Source organism: Aquiflexum sp., from assembly GCF_977115555.1.
On the sequence record NZ_CDSBKL010000271.1, the window covers coordinates 1 to 5,777 of the forward strand.

The 5,777-nt window shown below is 43.7% G+C and carries 4 protein-coding genes; 1 reads left to right on the forward strand and 3 read right to left on the reverse strand.

Annotated elements, in window-relative coordinates:
• From ACZFYI_RS14565 to ACZFYI_RS14575, 3 genes are all read right to left on the reverse strand, one after another.
• A partial coding sequence (locus ACZFYI_RS14565; protein WP_462524856.1) for a Dabb family protein occupies window positions 1-279 on the reverse strand: 279 nt, incomplete at its 3' end.
• 49 nt (window positions 280-328) lie between these two features.
• The gene (locus tag ACZFYI_RS14570) at window positions 329-1,168 is read right to left on the reverse strand and encodes a PIG-L deacetylase family protein (protein WP_462524857.1); all 840 of its coding nucleotides are present in this window, start codon (window positions 1,166-1,168) and stop codon (window positions 329-331) included.
• 5 nt (window positions 1,169-1,173) lie between these two features.
• Complete coding sequence (locus ACZFYI_RS14575) at window positions 1,174-4,587, reverse strand: HEAT repeat domain-containing protein (protein WP_462524858.1); 3,414 nt, start codon at window positions 4,585-4,587, stop codon at window positions 1,174-1,176.
• A 153-nt stretch (window positions 4,588-4,740) separates the two neighbouring features.
• Here ACZFYI_RS14575 and ACZFYI_RS14580 point away from each other — a divergent pair.
• Window positions 4,741-5,777, forward strand: a 1,037-nt coding sequence (locus ACZFYI_RS14580) for an alanine racemase (RefSeq protein WP_462524859.1), incomplete at its 3' end; no start/stop codon positions are given.

The following is a 5,777-nucleotide window of genomic DNA, read 5'->3' on the forward strand; positions in this document are numbered from 1 at the left end:
ATAATCTATCTCTAGAAATTTCTCAACAGACTTTGCCCAATAGTCTTCTATAAACTTAGCATGGTCGGGATGTTGGTTATAAGCTTGATGATCGGCCTCCGAATCAAACTCCATTGAAAGCCCATAATCAAAATCGTTTTTCTTACTGATCTGTTTCAATGATTCGAAGTGTTGAACTCCCGGAATTAGGGACAAAGCTGCCGCGGCTTCTAAAAAGTCACTTTCTTCTGTAGAACCTAATGGATATTTGAGTTTAAATACTACTGTATGTCTTATCATAATCGAAACATCTATTTGAATTACTGATTACTCACCATTAGAAATAAAATCACCTTACCTCCCAAAAATACTCCCTGTCAAAAATTCTGGAATAAATGAACTCAGGAACTTTTTCCCTGTATGGCAACAGATCTCTGAATACTTCCTGCTGCGTGGCATGCGCTTCCATCATGCTTACCAAAGTGGAGAAATAGGGAGTAGTCTTGACGGAAAAATCCGGGACGGGCAATCCTTTTCCTTCTCTCGGATAATTTCTTTGGAATCCCGGAGCAATTTTCAAGGCAATTTCAATTTGCTTGGGTGAAAGTGTAACCTGAAAAAGCTTCTTTACAGGAAAACCCGGTTTTTGTCTTTCTTCCAAAAAAACTTCTTCCATCGCTTTGGAAGTCATTCTATGATCCGGATGCCCATAAAGCCCAACTTCACTGTCATAACTGACCACATAATCAGGCATGTGCTTTTGAATCATTTCCCGAGCTACAATTTTGAATGTATCCAAAGGAAGCTCCTTTAGCCCGCTATCCGGAAAATCAAACATTTCCAATTCTTTAGCACCGAGTATCGCTGCCACTTTTTCCATTTCAAGCGCCCTTGCTTCGCCAAGTTCCTCCTGTGCCACCAATCCACCTGTAGGGCCGGCCTCACCTTTGGTAAGATACACCAATACCAACTCATGGCCTAGATTCCGCAGGTCAAGCAAAGTACCCCCGACCGCAATTTCATCATCAGGATGGGCAAAAAATACCATTACTGTTTGGGAATCTGTCTCTTCCAATAAATGACTCTGGACAGGAATGTCAGAGTTGTGAAGAAGTGACCTCCCCCACCAAATCAAAGCCAAACACAATCCTGTAAAGACAAAGATTGTAATCAGAAATATGATGCCCAACCTTTTCAAAAGTCTTCTTTCAAAGTGGCGAGATAACTGACCAAATCCCTGATTTCCCTTCTGCTCAACACTTCTTTCATATCAGGCATGGATGAAGCTGCCATTTTTTGGGTTTTGATGTCTTTTTTCTGAATCAAAGTATCAGGTTGATTTCCCATTTTGACCAATAGCGAGGAGCCTGTTTCATTCTCCAAAACCCCATTGATGGTTTTTCCATTGTTCAATTCGACCATCACAATACCATAACCGGGTGCAATCCGTTTGCTTGGATCGATCAGGGATTCCAAAATCTCCTGTCTGCTCAACTTCCTACCCACACCATTGATACTTGGACCAACATTTCCTCCCATGTCGTCATAGGCATGACAGCGCATACACTGCCCGGTCTGGGATTGGAAAAATATTCCTCTTCCCTTGATTTCATCTCCACCATTGAGGCTGCTTTGATAGGAAGCCAAAACATCTCCTTTCCAAAGTGTTTCAGCAGCTTTTTGATATCCGGCTGCAAGTGTTGGATCTTTGGAAATCTCCACAGATTCCGAAAGTTCCAACAAAATGTCAGTGGGAAGTTTCCCTGATGACATCTGTGCAAAGAGGCCTTCGAAGATAGACTTGGTATTTTCCACAGGCAATTTGCCCAAAGCCACCAATGCGGCCTGCTTTTCTTCTGTGGTTCTTTTTTCAATGATTTCATTCAAAAGTTTTACTTTCAGCGCCTTATCTAAATCAAGTTGCTCCAACAAACTCAAACCAGCAACCCTGACTGATTTATCCGAATCAGCAATTGCTTTTTCAATGCCAACAGCAGTATTTGCCGCATTCATTTTGGCAAGGGACTGGATGGCAGCAACCCGGACCTCGGGGGACTTGTCAGATTGGACCAAAGCCAAAAGCGGTTCTGAAGCATCTTGAATGCCAAGCCTTCCGATCGCCTTGACAGCTGCGATTTTCAATCCGTTTTCTTTTTCATTCAACAATTGAAGCAATGAGGGAGCTGCCGCAGTCCTTATCAATGCCCCGTCCCTTGTGACTTCCCCTCTATACCTTCCATCTACCCTATCCAAAACTGATGGTTTGGTCCAAGTCCCTAATGCATCAATGGCTTCCTGCCTCAAAACCAAAGGCGCAGAAGGATTGGAAATATAGGTGATCAGGTTTTGCATGGACTTCTCAGTGCCCACTCGTAAGTTGGCACTGATGGCCCTTCTGATCAATGGTTCATTTGAAAATTTGGTGGTCACCAATAAGTCACCCAATGCTGGAAGGGCTCCTTCGATGGAAAAATCATCATTGATCGCCCGGGCGGCTTCAGTCACAATGTATTCATTCGGATCTTTCAGAAATTGCTGGATTCCGGGATGGCTCAATCTTCTCAATGCCAACACGGCACCTAATCGAATGGCATTACTTGGCTCTCCTGCGAGGGCTACCAACACATCGGGCTGGTTCAATCTCGCTAAAGCCAAAGAGGCAGCATGTCTGATATATGCATCTTCATCATTGTTGTTGTCAAGCAAACCGATCAAAGATGTTGATGCCGGAGTATAACCGATTCTCCCTATTGCTTCAGCACCGAAAAACCTTGCTCTTGGGTACTCATCCACCAAAAGAGCCAACAAAAACTCCCCTGCATCTTTGTATTTGATATCACCGATCCACTTGGCAGCTTGGGCACGGATTTCAGGATCGCTGTCTTTCAACAAAGGAATCAATGGCTTTGCAAATTTCATATCCTCCATCCTCGCGATCTGACTTGTGCCAACGATCGCATGGATCCTAGCAATTTGGTTGGCTTTTTGGTCCATTACCTTTTTAAAAACCTCTGCTCCTTTTTCTCCTCTTTTCGCCAATTCAAACTGGGCCTTCCTTCGGATCCTGACATCTTCATAAAACAGGTGTCCCTCCAATTCATCCTCTGACATTTTAGAATAATCCAAAGTAATCAGTCTTTCTGTTTCTTTTCTTGCGGCCCAATTTTGGCCTTCATTGTCGTCAAGTTTCCAGATGCGTCCATAGTTTTTATTACCCCAACCGGTAATCCAATCGGCGACATACAATGCCCCATCTGGGCCAAAATCAATACCTGATGGCAACATTCCTGTCTGAATCAGTTCAGTTTTGGCAAGCTCAAACGTGGCTCCCTGAGGTTTCAACTGAAACGCATGAATACCCGAACGCGCAGGGTTGCCGACGAATTCTACTACAAAAAAGTGCTTCTTCCATCTTTCCCCCAATGCAGTTCCCGGATTGTACACCATTCCCGTTGGTCCATTGACATAATTGATGATGCAGGGTGTAATATATGCCGCCTGACCTTCGTGTCGTGGCTTATACATATTTTCGTCCATCCATACTTTATAGGTATTATTGTCGGGGTCCCGATATTTTCCAAACTGCCAATTGATCCTCCAACCTGTATCCGAGCCATTGACAAGGTAAACCAAACGTTCGCTTTCTCCCCGGTGGTCTCCATCGTTATCGACAGAAATCAGGTTATTGTATTCATCCCATGTAAATTCATGGGTATTTCTCACGCCCATGGCGAAAACTTCAAAATCACTGCCATCAGGATTGGCCCTTACGACAACCCCTCTGTTGGGGTAATTCCACTCAACTCCGTCTTGGTCAGTACCATGAAAACCTATATCTCCAATTCCCCAATAAATCCTTCCATCAGGTCCGACTTTGGCTCCCGACATGCCGTGAGAACCAAACCCTACATGCACACCATACCCATTGGAAATGGAAGTTTTCTTATCCATCAAGCCATCTCCATTGGTATCCTGCAATCTCCAAAAATCAGGCGCTACACCCACAAAAAGATCATTTTCATGAACCGTTACTGCCAATGCCAAATCCGTCTCTTCTTCGTGAAAGTCGTAGACAATGCGCTGTGACCAATCCGCCAAACCATCTCCATTGGTATCTTTAACTCTATAAACGCTTTCTTTCTCCACAGCCAGATCCTTCCAATCATAAGAACCATCCCCGTTCAAATCCTTCAACCAATTGTTTTCCTGACTCCTTTCTGGAGCAAATTCCTTCCGTAAAAAGGCTTTCCTATCAGCCACACTTTGCCAGCTGATGGATTGTATTTCCCAATTTTGATGTCCGCGGATATCAAATTCTGATTGTCCCAAACGCTCAGAGCTTACATAATATAAGGACCCATCATCTGCCACCTTTATGGAAATAGGGTCTGTAATCAAAGAGTCCACTGCCCAAAGCCTCATAGAAAGTCCCTCCGCCAATGTGGGTGTTACAGTAGATTCAATTTCAGCCGCCCGCTTTTTGACTTCTTCATGATCCATCTGTGTGATCTGAAGATCGACTGGAGCTTTTTGTTTACATGAAAAAACCAAGAAGGTTACAAGAATTAAAGTGCCGAAAAAGGATTTAAATAGGGATAGGGGTTTCATAAATTTTTATCGGGTTTATCGGATTGAAAACACGGCATAATTTACCAAAAATGTCTCGGGCAATCCTATTATTTTGATGATCGGCGCAAGGAAATATTTTTTGATTGGGTCATTTTCCCTACTTTCAATCCCCAATCAAAAATCAACCAACCCATGTCCATCCTATCTGAAATCACTTCCCCTACGCTTTTGCTTGATGAAAAAATCTGCCGGCACAACCTCAAAATAATGTCGGATAAAGCAAAAAGAAATGGGAAAAAACTCGTCCCTCACTTCAAAACCCCTCAATCGCACCTTGTGGGAAAATGGGCCAAGGAATATGGCATCAGAGAAATCACCGTATCTTCCATTAAGATGGCTGCATACTTTTGTGGAGAGGGTTGGGACAATATCCACATTGCATTTCCATTCAATCCTTTGGAAACAAAAACCCTAAGCGATCTAGCAAAAAATCAGTCCCTTTCCGTACAGCTCATCAATGAAGCTGTCACGGAAAAACTCGCCAATGAACTGGAATATCCTGTAGGATTCTTTATTGAAATTGACGCCGGATATGGGCGTACCGGGGTGGAAGTTTCGGACTTTGGATTGATGGAAGCTATCATGCGAAAAGCCAAAAGCACTGACAAACTTAAATTCAAAGGATTTTACCTCCATGCAGGTCACTCCTACTATGAAAAAGACATTCCCAAAATCTATGAGCAGACTCGTGCAGCACTCAGCATGCTGAAAAACAAATACAGGTCTGAATACCCGGATCTTGTCACGCGAACCGGAGATACCCCGGGCTGCTCGGTTATTGAGGATTTTGGGGATATTGACGAGCTCGGACCCGGCAACTTTGTTTTTTATGACATGATGCAAGTGGCTTTGGGGAGTTGTAAAAGAGAAGATGTGGCCGTCGCCCTAGCGGTACCTGTAGTAGACATCAAGAAAGATAGAAAAGAAATCCTTGTCCATGGTGGCGGGGTACACCTAGCCAAGGATGTTCTCACTGAACCTGATGGTGGAAAGAATTTTGGTGAGGTGGTCTTTCTGACAGATAATGGATGGACCCTACCTTCACAGCGGTCATTTTTGAAAAGCATTTCACAGGAACATGGCATCATCAAGGCTTCTGATGAACTGTTATCCCATGTAAAAGTCGGAGACTTGCTTGGCATCCTTCCCATACATAGCTGCATGACTGC